This window comes from Denitromonas halophila (assembly GCF_007625155.1).
GTDB lineage: Bacteria > Pseudomonadota > Gammaproteobacteria > Burkholderiales > Rhodocyclaceae > Nitrogeniibacter > Nitrogeniibacter halophilus.
The window spans coordinates 38,112-55,005 of sequence record NZ_VMNK01000001.1; the positions used below are offsets into that span (position 1 = coordinate 38,112).

The 16,894-nt window shown below is 62.6% G+C and carries 21 protein-coding genes; 8 read left to right on the plus strand and 13 right to left on the minus strand.

Annotated features, from left to right (window positions below; genetic code table 11):
* Positions 1-24: 24 nt before the first annotated feature.
* On the plus strand, positions 25-489 hold the full coding sequence (locus FHP91_RS00195; protein ID WP_144307697.1) for a tRNA (cytidine(34)-2'-O)-methyltransferase: 465 nt from the start codon (positions 25-27) through the stop codon (positions 487-489).
* 1 nt (position 490) lies between these two features.
* On the opposite strand, the gene FHP91_RS00200 is transcribed toward FHP91_RS00195, so the two are convergent.
* From FHP91_RS00200 to FHP91_RS00225, 6 genes are all read right to left on the minus strand, one after another.
* Positions 491-1,474 (minus strand): NAD(P)H-dependent glycerol-3-phosphate dehydrogenase, encoded by a 984-nt coding sequence (locus FHP91_RS00200; RefSeq protein WP_144307698.1) that lies wholly within the window; start codon positions 1,472-1,474, stop codon positions 491-493.
* A gap of 61 nt (positions 1,475-1,535) precedes the next feature.
* Positions 1,536-1,976, minus strand: a complete 441-nt coding sequence (locus FHP91_RS00205) for an SH3 domain-containing protein (protein ID WP_144307699.1) — start codon at positions 1,974-1,976, stop codon at positions 1,536-1,538.
* A gap of 2 nt (positions 1,977-1,978) precedes the next feature.
* Complete coding sequence (secB, locus tag FHP91_RS00210; protein WP_144307700.1) at positions 1,979-2,464, minus strand: protein-export chaperone SecB; 486 nt, start codon at positions 2,462-2,464, stop codon at positions 1,979-1,981.
* A gap of 33 nt (positions 2,465-2,497) precedes the next feature.
* Positions 2,498-2,767, minus strand: a complete 270-nt coding sequence (grxC, locus tag FHP91_RS00215) for a glutaredoxin 3 (protein ID WP_186300410.1) — start codon at positions 2,765-2,767, stop codon at positions 2,498-2,500.
* 2 nt (positions 2,768-2,769) lie between these two features.
* On the minus strand, positions 2,770-3,186 hold the full coding sequence (locus tag FHP91_RS00220; RefSeq protein WP_144307701.1) for a rhodanese-like domain-containing protein: 417 nt from the start codon (positions 3,184-3,186) through the stop codon (positions 2,770-2,772).
* Between the two features lie 21 nt (positions 3,187-3,207).
* Positions 3,208-3,537: an ArsR/SmtB family transcription factor gene (locus tag FHP91_RS00225; protein ID WP_144179676.1), complete on the minus strand. Its 330-nt coding sequence runs from the start codon at positions 3,535-3,537 to the stop codon at positions 3,208-3,210.
* 116 nt (positions 3,538-3,653) lie between these two features.
* On the opposite strand from FHP91_RS00225, the gene gpmA reads away from it, so the two are divergent.
* From gpmA to FHP91_RS00250, 5 genes are read left to right on the plus strand one after another with little or no spacing between them, the layout of a single operon-like run.
* Positions 3,654-4,403 carry a 2,3-diphosphoglycerate-dependent phosphoglycerate mutase gene (gene gpmA / locus FHP91_RS00230; RefSeq protein ID WP_144307702.1) on the plus strand — a complete coding sequence of 250 codons (750 nt, stop codon included), beginning with the start codon at positions 3,654-3,656 and terminating at the stop codon, positions 4,401-4,403.
* A gap of 4 nt (positions 4,404-4,407) precedes the next feature.
* Positions 4,408-5,661, plus strand: coding sequence for a murein hydrolase activator EnvC family protein (locus tag FHP91_RS00235; RefSeq protein WP_186301392.1), 1,254 nt, complete (start codon positions 4,408-4,410; stop codon positions 5,659-5,661).
* 49 nt (positions 5,662-5,710) lie between these two features.
* Positions 5,711-7,102, plus strand: coding sequence for a S41 family peptidase (locus FHP91_RS00240; RefSeq protein WP_144307704.1), 1,392 nt, complete (start codon positions 5,711-5,713; stop codon positions 7,100-7,102).
* A 30-nt stretch (positions 7,103-7,132) separates the two neighbouring features.
* Positions 7,133-7,588: a hypothetical protein gene (locus FHP91_RS00245; RefSeq protein ID WP_144179672.1), complete on the plus strand. Its 456-nt coding sequence runs from the start codon at positions 7,133-7,135 to the stop codon at positions 7,586-7,588.
* Between the two features lie 23 nt (positions 7,589-7,611).
* Positions 7,612-8,367, plus strand: coding sequence for a HesA/MoeB/ThiF family protein (locus tag FHP91_RS00250; RefSeq protein WP_144307705.1), 756 nt, complete (start codon positions 7,612-7,614; stop codon positions 8,365-8,367).
* On the opposite strand, the gene ribD is transcribed toward FHP91_RS00250, so the two are convergent.
* The 4 genes from ribD to FHP91_RS00270 form a co-directional block, all read right to left on the minus strand.
* Complete coding sequence (gene ribD / locus FHP91_RS00255; RefSeq protein ID WP_144307706.1) at positions 8,352-9,449, minus strand: bifunctional diaminohydroxyphosphoribosylaminopyrimidine deaminase/5-amino-6-(5-phosphoribosylamino)uracil reductase RibD; 1,098 nt, start codon at positions 9,447-9,449, stop codon at positions 8,352-8,354. The genes FHP91_RS00250 and ribD overlap by 16 nt on opposite strands.
* 5 nt (positions 9,450-9,454) lie before the next feature.
* Complete coding sequence (gene nrdR, locus FHP91_RS00260) at positions 9,455-9,931, minus strand: transcriptional regulator NrdR (RefSeq protein WP_144307707.1); 477 nt, start codon at positions 9,929-9,931, stop codon at positions 9,455-9,457.
* Positions 9,932-9,983: 52 nt separating this feature from the next.
* Positions 9,984-11,234: a serine hydroxymethyltransferase gene (gene glyA, locus FHP91_RS00265; RefSeq protein ID WP_144307708.1), complete on the minus strand. Its 1,251-nt coding sequence runs from the start codon at positions 11,232-11,234 to the stop codon at positions 9,984-9,986.
* A gap of 75 nt (positions 11,235-11,309) precedes the next feature.
* A complete protein-coding gene (locus FHP91_RS00270; protein ID WP_144307709.1) occupies positions 11,310-11,957 on the minus strand; it encodes a histidine phosphatase family protein in 648 nt (215 codons plus the stop codon).
* A 155-nt stretch (positions 11,958-12,112) separates the two neighbouring features.
* On the opposite strand from FHP91_RS00270, the gene FHP91_RS00275 reads away from it, so the two are divergent.
* The gene (locus FHP91_RS00275) at positions 12,113-12,676 is read left to right on the plus strand and encodes a TRAP transporter small permease subunit (protein ID WP_313791133.1); all 564 of its coding nucleotides are present in this window, start codon (positions 12,113-12,115) and stop codon (positions 12,674-12,676) included.
* Positions 12,673-14,241, plus strand: a complete 1,569-nt coding sequence (locus FHP91_RS00280) for a TRAP transporter large permease (RefSeq protein WP_144307710.1) — start codon at positions 12,673-12,675, stop codon at positions 14,239-14,241. The genes FHP91_RS00275 and FHP91_RS00280 overlap by 4 nt, the downstream gene beginning before the upstream one ends.
* 144 nt (positions 14,242-14,385) lie before the next feature.
* On the opposite strand, the gene FHP91_RS00285 is transcribed toward FHP91_RS00280, so the two are convergent.
* The 3 genes from FHP91_RS00285 to FHP91_RS00295 all read right to left on the minus strand — a co-directional run bounded on the left by FHP91_RS00285 (position 14,386) and on the right by FHP91_RS00295 (position 16,822).
* Positions 14,386-14,970 (minus strand): DUF3501 family protein, encoded by a 585-nt coding sequence (locus FHP91_RS00285; protein ID WP_144307711.1) that lies wholly within the window; start codon positions 14,968-14,970, stop codon positions 14,386-14,388.
* A 15-nt stretch (positions 14,971-14,985) separates the two neighbouring features.
* The gene (locus FHP91_RS00290; RefSeq protein WP_144307712.1) at positions 14,986-16,335 is read right to left on the minus strand and encodes a heterodisulfide reductase-related iron-sulfur binding cluster; all 1,350 of its coding nucleotides are present in this window, start codon (positions 16,333-16,335) and stop codon (positions 14,986-14,988) included.
* Positions 16,336-16,396: 61 nt separating this feature from the next.
* Positions 16,397-16,822 (minus strand): rubrerythrin family protein, encoded by a 426-nt coding sequence (locus tag FHP91_RS00295; protein ID WP_144179662.1) that lies wholly within the window; start codon positions 16,820-16,822, stop codon positions 16,397-16,399.
* Between the last annotated feature and the right edge of the window lie 72 nt (positions 16,823-16,894).

A 16,894-nucleotide genomic window follows, 5' to 3' on the forward strand; every position in this document is an offset into this window, starting at 1 on the left:
GTCCTGCGGGCACAATGCCGCACCATGTTCCATATCGTCCTCTATCAGCCGGAAATTCCGCCCAATACCGGCAACGCCATTCGCTTGAGTGCCAATGTGGGCGCACGTCTGCATCTGATCGAGCCACTCGGCTTCGAGATGTCCGACAAGGCGCTGGCGCGGGCGGGTCTCGATTACCATCAACTGACGCATGTCCAGACGCATGCCGACTGGGCGGCGTTTCGCGCCAGTGTGCCTGAGGGGCAGATCTATGCCGTGACGACGCGGGGTGGGCGAGGGTTCAATGAGGTGTGCTATCAGCCCGGCGATGTGCTGTTGTTTGGCTGCGAAACACGGGGTTTGCCGGCCGAGATGCTTGCCCGGCTTAGTGATGAGCAGCGGGTGCGCATCCCAATGCGGCCGGGCAATCGCAGCTTGAATTTGTCGAATGCGGTGGCTGTCGTGGCCTATGAGGCGTGGCGGCAGCGGGGTTACGAAGGCGGCGCTTAGATCACTCGCTGCGCGGATCGCGTGCGAGCAGGCGCTCAACCGCTTCGCGCGCGCTGAGCGTGCCCGAGAGCAGGGCGTTGACGCCCTCGGTGATGGGCATCTCGACATGATGGTGATGTGCCAAAGCCACCGTTTCGCGCGTGGTCGGTACGCCTTCGGCGACGTGGCCGAGTTCATTCAGAATTTGCGGTAATGCTTTGCCTTCGGCCAGCGCAAGCCCAACCCGGCGATTGCGTGACAGATCGCCCGTGCAGGTCAGGACCAGATCGCCCATGCCCGCCAGCCCCATGAAGGTTTCATGGCGGGCACCAAGCGCAATGCCGAGGCGAGCCATTTCAGCCAGGCCGCGGGTGATCAGCGCGGCGCGACTGTTCAGTCCGAAGCCCAGGCCGTCAGATACGCCGGCCGCAATGGCCATGACGTTCTTGACCGCGCCGCCGACCTCTGCACCCACCAGGTCGTCGTTGGCGTAGAGGCGTAACCGGGGTTGGTGCAGATGCCCTGTCCAGGCGGACGCGAAGGCCGCGTCGCGCGCGGCCAGGGTGATGGCTGCGGGGAGCCCGGCGGCGACTTCTGCGGCAAAGCTCGGGCCGGTCAGTACGCCGCATGGATAGTCGGCGCCCAGTTCGTCGGCGACGACTTGATGCGGCAGTTTTCCGGTGCCAGCTTCGAAGCCCTTGCAGGCCCAGATGAGCGGAGCCGTCAGGTGTTCTGCTGCCAGGTGATGGGCAATATCGCGCAGACCGGCGACGGGTGTGACCACCAGATGCAGTTCGGCATTCTGGCTTGCACGATGAAGGTCGGGCTCTAGCGCAAGAGCGTCAGGAAAGGGCGCGTTCGGAAGGAGTTGCTGATTGACCCGCGCTTCGGCGCAGTGGGTCAAGGCGTCGGTGTCGCGCCCCCACAGTGTGACCTGATGCGATTTGGCGTAGGCAATGGCCAGGGCCGTGCCCCAGGCGCCGGCGCCGTAAACGGTGATCTTCATGCTTGGCCGACTCCTGGCAAGGTGACGCCGCGCCGCGGACGTGGCGGCGCAAGGGAGAGAATCATTGGCCCCAGACGTCAACCCGGCGGACAAAACCGCGGTCGCCATCGGCATGCCGTACCGGCAACCAGCTGCCGCTGGCAGGGCCGGAGACGTTGAGAATGACTCCGCGGACGGCATCGAAACTCGTCGGCGCGTCGTCCGCTGCCTGTTGGCGAATGGTGGTGCGATCCGCGGTAACGACAACGGTTTGGCCGTTGGCGAGGGCGCTACGCTCGATCCAGGCCAGATGGCCGTCACGGTCGCGGACCTTGACCCATTTTTCGAGGGTCACGACCACTTCGAACGGGCTGCCGGCTGACGCGACGAACACGCGTTTGCCCTGGGCGGACGGCGTGTCGTACAGAATCGCAGGCCCGGCCGTCGCCCGGAAATCCAGAGCGGCGGCCGGTGCGCAGGCCGCACCGGCCAGAATCAATGTGATGAGGCGGGCGGCGCGCATGCTCACTGAACCGGGGTGTCCTGACCGGCGCCTTGCTGCTCTTGCTGACGCGCCTGGTACAGTGCCTCGAAGTTGACCGGCGCCAGCAGCACGGGCTGGAAACCGGCGCGGGTCACTGCGTCGGAGATCGCTTCGCGGGCATACGGGAACAGGATGTTGGCGCAGCCGATCATCATGATCGGTTCGATGTCGGACTCGGGCACATTGCGAATCTGGAAAATACCGGCCTGCGCGGCTTCAACCAGGAACACCGTCTTTTCTTCGCCGATCTTGGCGGTCACGGTGACGGTCAGCACCACTTCATAGACGCCTGTGTCAATGCCCTTGGTATCCGTGCGCAGTTGCACATTGATCTGCGGGGTTTCGCGATCGAGGAAGATCGTCGGTGCGTTGGGCACCTCGACCGACAGGTCACGAATGTAAAGCTTCTCGATGGTGAAGACGGGTTGCGTGTTTTCAGCGGCGTTGGCTTGGTTGGTTTCGGGCATGTCTGAGCCTTGTTTGAGAGTGATAAAAGGTGTTCAGGCCGCTTCGGCGTTCAGAAGCGGGTCCAGCTTTCCTGCCTGGTCGAGCGCGTAGAGATCATCGCACCCGCCCACATGCAAATCGTTGATGAAGATCTGGGGCACGGTACGGCGGCCGGTGATCATCATCATTTCTTCGCGCCGTGCCGGGTCGAGGTCGACACGAATCTTGTCGATGCCCGTGACGCCCTTTTGGTTGAGCAGCGCTTCTGCGCGAACGCAGTAGGGGCAGCCCAGGGTTGCGTACATGCGGATCTTGGGTGCCATGCTTATTTCCTCTTGCGGCTCACCGGCTGGCCGGCTTGTTGCCAGCTTGCGATGCCGCCCTGGAGGTTAAACACTTTGTCGCAACCGAGCTTGCGCAGGGTGGCGGCCGCTGCGTTCGAGCGGGCGCCCGAGGCGCAGCATACGATGATCGGTTGCTGTTTCAGTTTTTCGATCTCGGCCGACCGCTTTTCCAGCGCTGCGAACGGAATGTGCCGGGCGTTGGGAATGTGGCCGCTCAGGAATTCATTCTGCTCACGCACGTCGATAATGACCGCGTCTTCGCGGTTGATCATCAGTGTGGCTTGCACCGGGGACAGGCTGCTACTGTCGCCACGTTGGCGGAGGGTTTCAATCAACAGGAATGCACCGCTGGCGACAGCCAAGGCTGCCCAGTACCAATTTTGCTGCAAGAACTCCACGGAAATTTCCTTCTTGTAATGTCAGGGCTGAGCGGGCGCTTCGCCGCAGAAGACCTCGCGCATGAGGACGATCAATTGCAATGTGCGCTGGTCTCCGACCCGGTAATACACCCGGTTGGCGTCCTTTCTGGTGAGCAGAACGCCTTTGTCACGCAGAATGGCCAGGTGCTGGGATATGTTGCTCTGGGATGTGCCGACGGCCTCGACGATGTCTTGTACACAGACTTCGCCTTCTCCGATGACGCACAGGATCTTGAGCCTGAGCGGATGGGAGATGGCCTTGAGGGCGCGGGCGGCGGTTTCTATCTGCTCGGTCTTGCCGATCAGATCAACAATGGGATGACTATTCACGATCAGCGATCGATTCGACAAAGATGAATGTAATAAAATACCATTTTTTGCTGTAGCGGCGACTTGGCGCGACGCAAGAACCCATGTTTACCACCTTAGCGAGTAGATAGTTCCTCATGTACAAGATCGTATTGCTTCGCCACGGAGAGTCCACCTGGAACAAGGAAAACCGGTTTACCGGCTGGACGGACGTTGATTTGACCGACAAGGGCGTGGAAGAAGCGCGCGCGGCCGGCGACCTGCTGCGCGACGAGGGCTATGCCTTCGACGTGGCTTTTACATCGGTGCTCAAGCGCGCCAACAAAACCCTGAACATCGTGCTCGAGCATATGGCCGCGCTGTGGCTGCCGGTTGAGCACTCCTGGCGCCTGAATGAGCGCCACTACGGTGCTTTGCAGGGGCTCAACAAAGCCGAGACGGCCGCGAAGTTTGGCGATGATCAAGTGCTGAAGTGGCGTCGTTCCTACGATGTGCCGCCCCCGGCGCTGGAAACCGGTGATGAGCGTCTGACACCTAATGACCCGCGCTATGCCAGCTTGCCGGCGGACCGCTTCCCGCACACCGAGTGCTTGAAAGACACCGTCGCGCGCGTCGTGCCTTATTGGGAAACGGTCATCGTTCCGCGCGTGCTGGCCGGTGATCGTATCCTGATCGCCGCGCACGGCAACAGCCTGCGTGCGCTGATCAAATACCTCGACGGGGTGAGTGATGCCGATATTGTCGGCCTGAACATTCCGACCGCCCAGCCCTTGGTGTATGAGCTCGACGCCAATCTGCGTCCGATCCGCAGCTACTATCTGGCGGATGAAGACACCATCAAGGCGGCAGCCGCAGCGGTCGCAGGGCAGGGCAAAGCCAAGGCCTGAAGACGTGACCCTTTTTGCCGCCACTTGCGGGCGGCCATCGGCGGCGCTGGCATTGATGCTGGCGCTTGCTGTCTTTCCTGCGTGGGTAGCGGCCGAGGATGCGAGCGGTCGAATCGCGTCGTCGCGCAGCGATCTGGATGCCATCAAGGCGCGTCTGCGCTCGGCGCAAGCCGAAGTGGCCGATACCGAAACGACGCATGCCGAGGCCGCCAAAGCGCTCAAGCAGGCCGATGTGGCGGTGTCGCGCATATTGCGCCGGGTCCGCGAGCTGGTACGCGAGCGCAAGCGCGCCGATGCCGCGGTGCTGAAGGTCGAGGCCGCGTTGCGGGAGACCGAGGCGCAAGTGGTGACTGGCCGAGCGGCGCTGGCCAGTTGGCTGCGGCGTTACTACCAGCATGGTGGCGAGCCGGGCGTCGCCTATTTGCTCAGCGCGCGCGAACCCAATCAGCTCGCTCGCGACGCTTTTTACCTCGAACAGATTGGTCGGGAGAAGCAGGCGATTGTCACTCGCTTGCGTGAAGCTATGGCCTTGCAGCACCAGCAGCAAACGGAGGCCGAGGCGCGGCGTGCGGAGGTCGTGCGGCTCGAGGCGGTGCAGCGCCGGGAAATGGCTGATCTGAAAAAAGAGCGCGCACGGCGGGGGCAGATCGTGGCGACGCTGTCGAAAGAATTGAAGGCGCAAAAGCAGGTCGTGGCTGATCTTCAGCGTGACGAAGCGCGTTTGCGTGCCTTGATGGTTGAACTCGAGAAAGCCAGGGCACGTCCAAGACCACCGCCGCCGGTCGCGATTCCAAGCTCGCCCGGCGAGCCGGTGGTGGGTGCATCCCGGGAGAGTGCCGACAGCAGCACGCGTGGCAAAGCGTTTTCGGCGCTGCGTGGGCAGCTCAAGCCGCCCTTGCGTGGCGCGATCATCGGGCGCTTTGGTGCCGACAGGGCCTCAGGCGGGACGACCTGGAAGGGCGTTTTCATCCGCGCCAACAGTGGCGAAGAGGTGCATGCCGTGGCCGATGGCGAGGTGGTTTTCTCGGATTGGTTGCGCGGCTTCGGAAATCTCATCATCATCGACCACGGTCAGGGCTATTTGACGGTGTACGGAAACAATGACGCGCTGTTCAAGTCCAACGGCGTACGCGTTTCCGCCGGCGAGGTGCTGGCGGCAGCAGGCGACAGCGGAGGAAACCCCGAGCCGGGGCTATACTTCGAGATCCGCCATCAGGGGCGGCCGGTGGATCCGATGGAGTGGATCCGCCTGAATTGAATTGTCGGGGGTCGCGCCGTGGTGCGATGCCCCATCGTTTGGAGTCGTCATGCGTAGTAAATTGCAGCAGTTTGGATTGGTCTTCACCGGTATGTGTGCGGGCGTCCTGATCAGTCTGAATTTCCCGGCCAATGCCGACAAGGCGGCCCTGGCGCCACTGCCGATGCAGGAATTGCGTGCGCTGGCGGACGTGTTCAACGCCATCAAGCAAGGCTATGTCGAGCCCGTGGAAGACAAGGCACTGCTGACCGACGCAATCAGCGGCATGCTGACCGGGCTCGATCCGCATTCGGCCTATCTGGATGCCGATGCGTTCAAGGATCTGCAAGTCGGTACGCAAGGCGAATTCGGTGGCCTCGGCATCGAAGTGGGCATGGAAGACGGTTTCGTCAAGGTCATCTCCCCGATCGAAGATACGCCGGCCTTCCGCGCGGGTGTCAAAGCCGGCGACCTGATCGTCAAGCTCGATGAGACCCCCGTCAAAGGCATGACGCTGGGCGATGCGGTCAAGCAGATGCGAGGCAAGCCAAACACCAAGATCGTGCTGACCATCGTACGCAAGGGCGACGAAAAGCCGCTGGTGGTGACCATCGTGCGCGAGATCATCAAGGTGCGCAGTGTGAAGTCGAAGCTCGTGGAGCCCGGCTTTGGCTATGTGCGTGTGGTGCAGTTCCAGGAGGCAACGGCTGCGTCGCTGGCCGAGCACCTGACGCAACTCTATGCCAAGGGGCCGCTCACTGGTCTGGTGCTTGATTTGCGCAATGACCCGGGTGGTTTGCTGCATGGCGCAGTGGGTGTGTCGGCGGCATTCTTGCCGGCAGATACGCTGGTGGTGTCGACTGACGGCCGTACGCCGGACGCGAAGCGCAAGTACATGGCCACGCCGGACGATTACCTGCGCGGTACGCGGACTGACTTCCTGAAAGACCTGCCGGCCGGTGTGAAGAATGTGCCGATGGTGGTGTTGGTGAACGGCGGGTCGGCGTCGGCGTCCGAAATCGTCGCCGGCGCGCTTCAGGATCACAAGCGCGCCAAGGTGCTCGGTACCCAGACATTCGGTAAGGGCTCGGTGCAAACCATTTTGCCGCTGACCAACAACACTGCCATCAAGCTGACCACGGCGCGTTACTACACGCCGGGTGGGCGTTCGATTCAGGCCAAGGGCATCGAGCCGGATTACAAGGTTGAAGATCCGCAGGATACCTCGGCGCAGATGCGTATTCGCGAGGCGGACCTGCGCGGTCACCTTGAGAACGACAAGGACCCGGAAGCCGAGCGCAAGGCACTGGCGGTGCGTGAAGCGGCGCGTGCGGCCACTGAGGAAGAAAAGGCGAGCGATACGCCGTTCAAACGGATCGAGCCCGCCAGCGAGGAAGATTTCCAGTTTCAGCAGGCCTTGAACCTTCTCAAGGGGCGAGAGATCGTCCAGAATGCAAAGTAATCAAGTAACCATGACGCGAAGGGGGTAATCATGCGCCGTGAAACGGCCTACAAGCTGGCGGGCAGGCGGCATGAATCTCATGCGGGTGCTGGCGCCAGCGGGCTGATCAAGACGCGTGAGATCCGTTTTCGCCCCTTGCCGCCCGGGCAGGTTGAGCGCGCCCTGGGGGCGTTGCGTCGATTGCGTGGGCTGAAAGCGGAGCCGGGGGCGCGCGAATTATGTGTCGTGGTCGAGTACTCCGTGCTCGACTTTTCGCTTGAGTTGCTCGAAAACGCGCTGCGCGATGCCGGTTTCCATCTGGACAACTCCTTGTATGTGAAGCTGGTGCGCGCGCTGGTGTACTTCAGCGAAGAGACACAGCGCCATAACATTGAGTCACCCGAACGGCTGATCAAGCAGTCCAACGAGGTGTACATCAAGGTCTACGACCATCATCCGCACGGCGATCATGATGAAACGCCGGTCGAACTGCGCGACTACAAGTAAGCCTATCCCGCGCGACTGCTGCCATGAATGACGATCAACTCCTGCGGTACAGCCGCCATATTCTGTTGCCCGAAATCGGTGTCGAAGGCCAGCAGGCCTTTGTCGATGCGCGTGTGCTGGTGGTTGGCGCGGGCGGCCTCGGCTCGCCGGCCGCCATGTATCTTGCCGCAGCTGGTGTCGGGACGCTGGTGCTGGTCGACGACGATGAGGTTGATCTGACCAATCTGCAGCGTCAGATCCTGCATACCGCAGAGACGGTCGGGCAACCCAAGGTGCTGTCGGGTCAGGCTACGCTGCGCCGGCTCAATCCCGAGGTGCAGGTCGTGCCGCTGGCGCGACGCCTGTCGGGCGAGGCGCTACTGGAGGAGGTGGCCGCGGCCGATGTCGTGCTCGACTGCTCCGACAACTTCGAAACACGGCATGCCATCAATCGCGCGTGCCACATTCACCGCAAACCGCTGGTCTCTGGCGCGGCCATTCGTTTCGACGGGCAGCTCTATGTGTTTGATCTGCGTGGCGATGAGAGTCCGTGCTACCACTGTCTCTTCCCCGAGGGCGAAGACGTGGAGCAGGTGCGTTGCGCGGTGATGGGTGTGTTTGCGCCAATCACCGGCATCATTGGTGCGGCGCAGGCGGCCGAAGCCCTGAAGCTGCTGGCGGGGATTGGCACATCGCTGGCCGGGCGGGTATTGCTGCTCGATGGCCTGAACATGGAGTGGCGCGGCATCGGGCTATCCAAAGACCCGGCCTGCGCCGTGTGCGGTCAGTCGGCGGGTTGAAAGCGGCCAATGAGCCGAACGTCCTTGCCGATGAGGCGGACGTCGCGCCATTCGAGCTGGCGAGCGTGTTCCAGCGACGTCAGCTCGGGCAGATTGAATAGCCCTTGAGCACTATCGCCGACCAGCATCGGTGCGGTGTAGAGCAGCAGTTCATCCACGCAGTTTTCGCGCAGCAGCGAGCCGTTGAGCTTGAAGCCGGCTTCGACATGGAGTTCGTTCACACCACGTTGGGCGAGCGCGCTGAGCAAGGCGGGGAGGTCGACCTTGTCGTGTGCGTTGGGCAGCTGCAGCGTGTCTACGTTGCGCCCGGCGAGCGCCGTGGCTTTTTCCGGATTCGATACCGCCGTCACCACCAGCACCGGGTCGCCATTGAACAGGCGCGCTGTGGGGCTGACTTCAAAGCGTGCGTCGACCAGCACGCGAAGTGGCTGCCGGCTGCACGGTACATCGCGCACGGTGAGCAGCGGGTCGTCGGCGCGAACGGTGCCGAAACCGGTCAGGATGGCGCAGGCGCGTGCGCGCCAGCGGTGGCCATCGGCGCGCGCGGCGCTGCCGGTAATCCACTGGCTGACACCGTTGTTTAGCGCGGTCTTGCCGTCCAGTGAGGTGGCCGCTTTCAGGCGCACCCAGGGGCGAGATCGGGTCATGCGTGAGACGAAACCGAGATTCAACTCCACCGCTTCGGCGCCGAGCAGACCGACTTGTGTCGGGATGCCAGCCTGTTCGAGGCGGGCGATACCCTGGCCGGCCACCAGTGGGTTGGGGTCGCCCATGGCGATGACGACACGCGCGACCTTGGCGGCGATGAGTGCATCGGCGCAGGGCGGGGTACGGCCGTGGTGGGCGCAGGGCTCCAGCGTGACATAGGCGGTCGCGCCTTGCGCTTTGGCTCCTGCCGCGCGCAAGGCGTGGACTTCGGCATGGGCCTCGCCGGCGCGACGATGCCAGCCTTCGCCCACGATCGTGTCGCCCTGGGCGATGACGCAACCGACGCGGGGGTTGGGCGTGGTTGTGCAGAGGCCTTGTTCGGCCAGTTGCAGCGCACGGGCCATGTGCTGATGGTCGAGTGCGGAGAAACCCATGGGGGTCAGTCGGACTTGGGCGGGCGACCGCGGGTGCGTGACACCTCGCGCACGGCTTCTGAGAAGGCGTCGACGTCTTCGAAGTTGCGATAGACGGAGGCGAAGCGTACGTAGGCGACCTTGTCGAGCTTCTTGAGCTCACGCATCACCAGTTCACCGACCTTGACCGAGGGCAGCTCGCGCTCACCCATGGCCAGCAGTTTGCCTTCGATGCGGGCGGCGGCGGCTTCGATGTCTTCGACGGCCACCGGGCGCTTGCGCAGGGCCAACGTCATGCTGGCGAGTACCTTGCTGCGATCAAACTCGGCGCGATGCCCGTTGCGCTTCACGATATGCGGCATCTTGAGATCGATGCGCTCATAGGTGGTGAAGCGCTTGTCGCATTTGACGCAGCGACGACGACGGCGAACGATGTCGCCGTCCTCGTTTTCACGGGTATCGGTGACTTGTGTCGAGGGGTCGCCGCAGAAGGGGCATTTCATGTGGGGGAAGTGTCCGGGCCAGCGGGCGCACGCAGCGCCCGCTGATCGGTGCTCAGTCGCCGTAGACCGGGAACTTGGCGCACAGCGCGGACACTTGGGCGCGCACGCGCTCCAGGTTGGCCACATCGTCCGGTGCGTCGAGAACATCGGCCACCAGGTGGGCGATTTTCTCGGCCTCGATCTCGGTAAAGCCACGGGTGGTCATGGCCGGCGAGCCGAGACGGATGCCCGAGGTGACAAAGGGCTTTTCCGGGTCGTTCGGAATGGCGTTCTTGTTGACCGTGATGTGCGCCATGCCCAGTGCGGCTTCGGCCACTTTGCCGGTGACATGCTTGTTGCGCAGGTCGACCAGGAAGACGTGGCTTTCGGTACCGCCCGAGACGATGCGCAGGCCGCGCTCTTCGCCGAGCACACGTGCCATGACGCGGGCGTTGGCCAGAACCTGTTCCTGGTAATTCTTGAAGGTCGGCTTCATGGCCTCTTTGAAGGCCGTGGCCTTGGCGGCGATGACATGCATCAGCGGGCCGCCCTGCAGACCCGGGAAGATGGCCGAGTTGATGGCCTTGGCGTGTTCCTCTTTCATCAGGATCAGGCCGCCGCGTGGGCCGCGCAGGGTTTTGTGCGTGGTGGTGGTGACCACGTCGGCGTGCGGCACCGGGTTCGGGTAGAAACCGGCGGCGATCAGGCCGGCGTAGTGCGCCATGTCGACCATGAAGATGGCACCAACAGCCTTGGCCACCTTGGCGAAGCGTTCGAAGTCGATGCGCAGCGAGTAGGCCGAGGCGCCGGCGATGATCAGCTTCGGCTTGTGCTCATGGGCGAGACGCTCCATGGCGTCGTAGTCGATGGCTTCATTCTTGTCGAGGCCGTAGGAGACCACGTTGAACCACTTGCCGCTCATGTTCAGCGCCATGCCGTGGGTGAGGTGGCCGCCTTCGGCCAGGCTCATGCCCATGATGGTGTCGCCCGGCTTGAGGAAAGCCATCAGGACGGCCTGGTTGGCCTGCGAGCCCGAGTTGGGCTGCACGTTGGCGGCCTCGGCGCCGAACAGGGACTTGGCGCGGTCAATGGCCAGCTGCTCGGCCACGTCGACATGCTCGCAGCCGCCATAGTAACGCTTGCCCGGATAGCCTTCGGCGTACTTGTTGGTGAGCTGGGAGCCCTGGGCTTCCATGACGGCATGGCTCACATAATTTTCGGAGGCGATCAGTTCGATGTGGGCTTCCTGGCGGCGGTTTTCAGCCGTGATGGCTTCCCACAGTTCCGGATCGGTGCTGGCGAGCGTGTTTTTCTTGGAAAACATGGTCTTGGGTCTATGGCAGGGTCAAAAGCGGATTCTATCACGCAGATTGGCGGAAATTCCCACTGGCAGGTGCGCTCAGCTGTTGGGCAATTCGTCGCGGGCGGCGGTGAGGTGGGCCTCTTCCGCCCATTGATCGATCGACCATCTGGCCGGTGCCTCGTGGCGTATCCAGTTGAGTGCGGCGTTCGGTATTTTGAAGTCGCGCGCCTGGCTCAGCGAGCGTCCGCTGGCGATGCGATAGATGATGTCAAGGACACCGCCGTGGGCGACGACCAGAATCTGCTGACCTGTGTGGCGCTGCACCAGATCGTCAAGCGCTGTCGCGATGCGCTCGGCAAATGTGGTCAGGCTCTCGCCCCCGCCAGGCAGCGGATGATCGGGTGTTCGGGCCTTGAAATGCGCGTAGGCCTCTGGATGGCGAACCTGCGCTTCGTCGTAGGTCAGTCCTTGAAAAACGCCATAGTGACGTTCGCGCAGGGCCGCCATCGGCGTGGCGTTCAGGCCGATGCGCTCGCCAATGGCGCGTGCCGTGTCGGCCGCACGGCTCAGATCACTGGTGTAAGCCGCATCGAAACGGTGCGCGGCCAGCAGGCGGGCCGTGGCGGCTGCCTGGGCCCGGCCGGTGTCGTTCAAGGGAATGTCCGTATGGCCCTGGAGGCGGTGCTCGGCGTTCCAGGTGGTTTCGCCGTGGCGGACGAGGCAGATGCTGAGGATTTGAGTCATGTGTTTGTTTGATTGTCAGGCGGGCTTAGGCGTTTCCCCTGATATGCCTGAGTGCGGGGAGCCGGGATAATGCGGCCCGTTAAAAGCCGGATTCTGCGAGTCGGTGTCTGGCCATTCTAAAACGAGTCGGGAGGGGACGATCCGTGTCCTTATTATTGAAACTTGCTGCGCTGATCGATTGGATCAACACTCGCGTCGGGCAATTCACGATCTGGCTGGTGCTGGCCGCATCCGTGATCAGTGCCGGCAACGCATTCAGCCGTTACGGCTTCAGTCTGAGCTCCAATGCCATGCTTGAAGTTCAGTGGTATCTGTTCGCGGCGGTGTTCACCTTGTGCGCCGGATACACCTTTCTGCGTAACCAGCACGTGCGGATCGACCTGATCTCAAACCGCATGTCGGCCAAGGGCCGTAACTGGGTGGATGTGATCGGCATCGTGGTCTTCCTGATCCCGGTCGCGACCATGATCATGTGGATGTCGTGGCCCGGCTTCGTCGATTCCTACGTGAACATGGAAGAGTCCTCCAATGCTGGCGGCCTGATCCGCTGGCCGGTGCGCTTGCTGATTCCGGTGGGTTTCGGTCTGCTGGCGCTGCAGGCGATTTCTGAACTGATCAAACGGGTCGCGTTTTTGACCGGTCACGGGCCCGACCCGCTGGAAAAACCGGTGGAGCATGGTGTGGCTGCAGGCGGTGATGCTCAGGAGGGCACGAAATGACTGAGTTTCTGATCGCCAACATGGCGCCCCTGATGTTCGGCTCGCTGATCATCTTCTTGCTCAGCGGCTTCCCGGTGGCGTTTGCGCTGGCTGCCAACGGTCTGTTCTTCGGTTTTCTCGGCATCGAACTCGGGCTGCTGACCCCGGCCCTGCTGCAGGCCCTGCCTGAGCGGGTGCTCGGCATTATGTCGAACGACACGCTGCTGGCCATCCCGTTCTTCACCTTCATGGGCATCATCCTCGAGCGCTCCGGCATGGCCGAAGACCTGCTCGAATCGGCGGGGCAGCTGTTTGGTCCGATCCGTGGCGGTATCGCGTATGCGGTGATCTTCGTCGGCGCGCTGCTGGCGGCAACCACCGGCGTGGTGGCGGCATCGGTGATCTCGATGGGCCTGATTTCGCTGCCGGTGATGCTGCGCTACGGTTACTCGCGGGAAGTGTCGGCTGGCGTGATCTGCGCTTCCGGTACGCTGGCCCAGATCATTCCGCCGTCACTGGTGCTGATCGTGCTGGCCGACGTGCTTGGCGTGTCGGTGGGTGATGCCTACGCCGGTGCGATCATCCCGTCGCTGATGCTGGTCGGTCTTCTGGTGCTATACATCTTCGTGATGACCATCGTCAAGCCAGATGCCGTGCCGGCGTTGCCCAAAGAGGCGCGCACGCTGCAAGGCAAGGCACTGTTAATGCGGGTGCTGGTCGCCATGGTGCCGCCGGTGGTGCTGATTTTCCTGGTGCTGGGCACGATCTTCATCGGTCTGGCCACGCCGACCGAAGGCGGCGCAATGGGCGCGGTCGGTGCGCTGGCACTGGCAGGTATCCGTAAGCGCCTGAACTACGAAATGGTGCGCAGCGCGCTGGATACCACTGGTAACCTGGCCACCTTCGTGATGTTCATTCTGATCGGTTCCACCGTGTTCGCGCTGACCTTCCGCGCGGTCAACGGTGACCTGTGGGTCGAGCACCTGTTCAGCCTGGTGCCGGGTGGTCAGTGGGGCTTCCTGGTGGTGGTCAGTGCGCTGGTCTTTGTCCTGGGTTTCTTCATCGACTTCTTCGAGATCGCTTTCATCCTGCTGCCGCTGTTCGCGCCGGTGGCTGAGAAGCTGGGCATCGACATGGTGTGGTTCCTGGTGCTGATCGGCATGAACATGCAGACCTCGTTCCTGACGCCGCCCTTCGGTTTCGCCCTGTTCTACTTACGCAGTGTGGCGCCATCGACATCCTATGAGGACACCCAGACGGGCAAGACGATTGCCGGTATCAAGACCATGCAGATCTATCGTGGGGTGATTGCCTTTATCGCCATCCAGGTATTCGCCTTGATCATGATTCTGGTTTTCCCGGGGATCGTTACCGGCGGGCTTGATGAACATGTCGAGGTTGATCTCGATGCCGTGGAAATCAACATCCAGCAGAACAGCTACGGTGGCGGCAGTGCGTATGACACGCCGGCCTTCCCGAGCCTGCAAGATAGCGATGGTGGCGGTGCGGCCCCGGCGGCCGAGCCGGATCCGAACGCGGCGCTGATGGATGCGTTGCGCGATGCACCGGCGCCGGAAACGAAATAAGTTCGGCGCTTGATGCAAGAAACACAAAGGGGCCTCGTTGGCCCCTTTGTGTTTTTGTGCGTCTGACATGCTGACCAAGCACTTCGATGGCGTAAACAGCCCGATGGTGTTCGACCCGTGCCCAGGCGTCGCTGGCGAGTCGTGTCAGTGCAAATCCGACACCAGCGCGAACTGTGTTTCCGGCGCAATTTCCTCAAGGGCCACCGTGTAGGCGGGGTGGTCGATGCCCATCCCCAGCGGGGCCCCATTCTTGAGCGCGGTAATCGCTGCCTCGCTCAGCTCGAAGCGCAGAAAGTGCACCGATGAGGTCTTGGTGTTGTTCTCCCGGTCGAGGTCTTCATCGGCAATGGCGAAGCTGGGCGGGCAGCCTTCGGCCTGCAGCCACACGGCTCTTTCAATGCCGCGCAGCACCTGCAGCTGAGCCGCCCGCTCTTCGGGGTCGGGGTATTCGATAAGCATCGTGGCCTTGAGGTTGCTGCCGTCCGGAATCAACGGGTTGTAAACGTCCAGCTCGTCCTGAATGCCTGCGGCCTCAAAGGTGCGTTCGATGCGCAACATTTCCTGGATCTGATAACGGACCGTGATTTCATCCTCGAACAATAAGGTGACGTTCGGGCCCAGATGTACAGCGCGGCGGCGTTTGTGGGCCATCACCTCCTGGCGGAACGTGGGGCGACGCTCGGCGTATTCTTCAAGCGACCAGAGCGTGTTGCGGGTCAGATGCGGCATGGGCGGGACTCTCCTTCAGATGCCGTAGGCGCGCCGCACCAGGCTGATCGGGTGCGCGAGCTCGGGCGTTTTCTGGTGATTCTGTTCGATGCCTTGGGCGAGATGGTGCCCGCCCAGCGGGCAGTCGGAGCTGATGAAGTCGGGTTCGAATTCGGCCATCTTGCGAAACACCGGTCGGCCGATCTTCATCGCCATGGCGTGGAACTCCTTCTTGACGCCAAAGGTGCCGGCATGGCCGGAGCAGCGTTCGGTGGTGTCCACTTCAAGCCCTGCAATCTTCTTGAGGAATTCTTCGGTCTTGCGGCCAATCGCCTGCACGCGGCCGTGGCAGGGCACGTGATAGGCGATCTTTCCGAGCTTCTCCTTGAAGTCGGTCTTGAGCAGGCCGTCCTTGTGGCGGGCAACCAGGTATTCGAAGGGCTCCCACATGGCGTCGCGCACGGCGAGCACATCGGGGTCGTCGGGGAACATGTGGGGCAACTCCTGCTTGAACATCAGCGTACAGGAGGGCACGCCGGTCAGAATCGCGTAGCCCTCGCGGGCCAGCGCCACCAGTTGCGGCATGTTGATGTTCTTGAGTGCCTCGACGCCGTCCAGATCGCCTTGCTCCAGTTTCGGCATGCCGCAGCAGGCCTCTTTTTTGGCGAGCCGCCAGGGGATCTCGTTGTGGTCGAGAATCGCCACCAGGTCGAGCCCGATGCCGGGCTCGTTGTAATTGATGAAGCAGGTCGAGAACAGCACCACCTTGCCGGGCGTGCGCTGGCCGTCCTTCACTTCGGTGGCGACGGCGTCGCCGGCGGCGGAGCGGAACTTGCGGGTGGCAAAGCTCGGCAGCCAGGCCTTGGCGTCGACGCCCAGCGTCTTCTCCATCAGCGCGCGCATGGGCTGGGTGCGATTGACGGCGTTGATGGTCTGCGTGACCACCGGAATGCCGGCGAACAAACCGGTCTTGTCGGTGGAGGAGAGCACGGTGTCGCGCAGCCGCGGGCCGGTGCGCTTTCGCTCGACCGCCTTGGCGCGCAGCATCAGGTGCGGAAAATCGATATTCCACTCGTGCGGCGGCACATACGGACACTTCGACATGTAGCACATGTCGCACAGATAGCACTGATCGACCACCTCGCCATAGCGTGCCTTGGGCACGCCATCGACTTCGCCGGTCGGGCCCTCATCGACCAGATCGAACAGCGTCGGGAAGGCGCCGCACAGGCTCACGCAACGCCGGCAGCCATGGCAGACGTTGAAAACGCGTTCGAGTTCTGCGTCGAGCGCGCCTTCGTCCCAGAAGTCGGGGCTTTTCCAGTCGAGCGGGTGGCGCGTGGGCGCTTCAAGACTGCCTTCGCGGACGATTCCGTTGGACGCCATGGGGCACCTTTTGATGTGATCTGTGAAGACGCCGCCGGCGAGCGCCGGCGGCGGAGCGTGCTCAGGCGTCGGCCTTGACCTCGTCAAGCGTGCGCTGAAACTTGTTGGCGTGGCTGCGCTCGGCCTTGGCCAGGGTCTCGAACCAGTCGGCGATCTCGTCGAAGCCTTCGTCGCGGGCTTCTTTGGCCATGCCCGGGTACATGTCGGTGTACTCGTGGGTCTCGCCGGCGATGGCGGCGGCCAGGTTGTCGGCCGTGGCGCCGAAGGGCAGGCCGGTGGCCGGATCACCACAGGCTTCCAGATATTCCAGGTGGCCGTGGGCATGGCCGGTCTCGCCTTCGGCCGTGGAACGGAACACGGCGGCCACATCGTTGTAGCCTTCGACGTCGGCCTTGCTTGCAAAATACAGATAGCGACGATTGGCCTGGGACTCGCCCGCGAACGCCGCTTTCAGGTTGCCCTCGGTCTTGCTTCCCTTGAGTTGCATGGTCGTTCTCCAAAGTGATCGGATGGCGCCCAACCGGCGAACACATGCCGGAAGGTAGTTTCAACATAGGTG